The sequence below is a fragment of the Cupriavidus sp. R6-3 genome (assembly GCF_059772245.1).
On record NZ_JCBAJO010000432.1, the window covers coordinates 1 to 1559 of the forward strand.

At 70.2% G+C, this 1559-nt stretch carries 1 protein-coding gene; it reads left to right on the forward strand.

Annotation, left to right across the window (positions count from 1 at the left end; genetic code table 11):
• Nucleotides 1–241: 241 nt before the first annotated feature.
• Nucleotides 242–1559 (forward strand): DUF4781 domain-containing protein (locus AC6EI8_RS26430; RefSeq protein ID WP_498383382.1); only part of this gene is annotated, 1318 nt, incomplete at its 3' end.

Sequence of the window (1559 nt, forward strand, 5' to 3'; positions counted from 1 at the left end):
GTCCGCGCCATCGCCGTCGACCACGTCGTCGACGCCGGCCAGCTCGGCCACGCCGACCACGTCCAGCGCCGCACCGCTGCTGGCGCCGCCCGGCTCGCCACCGGTTGCCGTCAAGGAGAACGGGCGATGGTATGTCCAGTACCCTGCGCAGTTTTCGGCGCCGTCGCTGACCCAGTATGGCAGCTATCCCGCTTCGTCGACGACGCTGTCGATCCCGGGGCAAGGCCCGGCGCGCGTCGAAATGGACCCGGTTACCGCGCGCGTCTGGGAAGCGCATGCGCAGCTGCAGTCGGCGATCTCGGTGGAGGACACCGCGTGGCGCGACTACGAGACGCTGAACCAGGACGCGCAGGCCATCGCGCAGGCGCGCCGCGACGGTAACGCGGCGGCCAATGCCAATGCCAATGCCAATGGCGCCAACGGTCCCAATGGTCCCAATACCAACAACGCCAACAACGCCAACAACGACCCCGAACTGACCCGCCTCACCGCGCAGGTCGACACCGACCATCGCGCGCTGCTGGCCGCGCTGGGCGCCCGCTTCGAGGCCGAGGACCGCGCGCGCGACCGCGGTGTCGACGCGGACAAGGACGAGACCGTGATCTCCACCGGCGAGGCGCTGGAGCGCGCGCGTGCCACGGCCTCGGCCAGCGCCGCCGAGCTCGAACGCTATCGCAGCGAGCGCGACAGCGGCGCGGCCAGCGACGACGTCGAGCGGCTGCGCAACGAGCACCAGGCATGGAAGCAGGAACATCCCTATCTGCGCGAGCAGGACGCGCCAACCTGGGCCCCGCTGCAACAGGCGCTCGACAACGAGGACGCCGCGCGCCAGCAACTGGTGCAGGAGGCCGCGCAGGCCGGCGCCGCGCAGGAGACCCGCGCACTGACCGCGACGCTGACACCCGAGCAGCGTGAGGACCCTGCGGCGCTGTACGAGTTGTTCGTCTCCGAACCGCGCGCGATGGCGCAGGGCGTCATCAACCAGCATTACGTCGACTATGGCGGCCGGCCCTACGAGATGGCGGGCCGCACGCATGCCCGCAATATGGCGGGGCTGGCGCTCGGCATTCCGCCCGAGGTCCAGCTTGCGGGCGACGCCGACGCGCAGACGGAGACGCTGCGCAAGCAGGACATCTTTGCCGGCATCGACGACGATTACGCCGACATGCTCGACGTGGTGGCCGACCAGCTGATCGAGCAGGGCGGCGAGCACGCGCGGGTCACGCTGCTGCCGGTGGTCTACGCCAGCCGCGAGCGCGGCATCACGCGCACGATGCTGTTCAAGGTCGAGACGGACCAGGGGCCGCGCTTCGTCGACGAGGCCGGACGCGCCTACGACGACCTGAAGGACTACCGCGAAAACAATACGCTGCCGGCCGCCGATGCCGTGCTGGCGATGCCGCGCGACGGCGAGTTCACGGTGGACAGCAAGGGCAATATCGAGCTGGAGATCGGCGACGCGCGCATCGAGAGCGGCTGGGAGAGCTTCCGCCGCAAGACCCATCTCGATACGGTGGCGGCCGGCGTCGGCATCGTCGCCGGCGTGGTGCTGGTGGTCG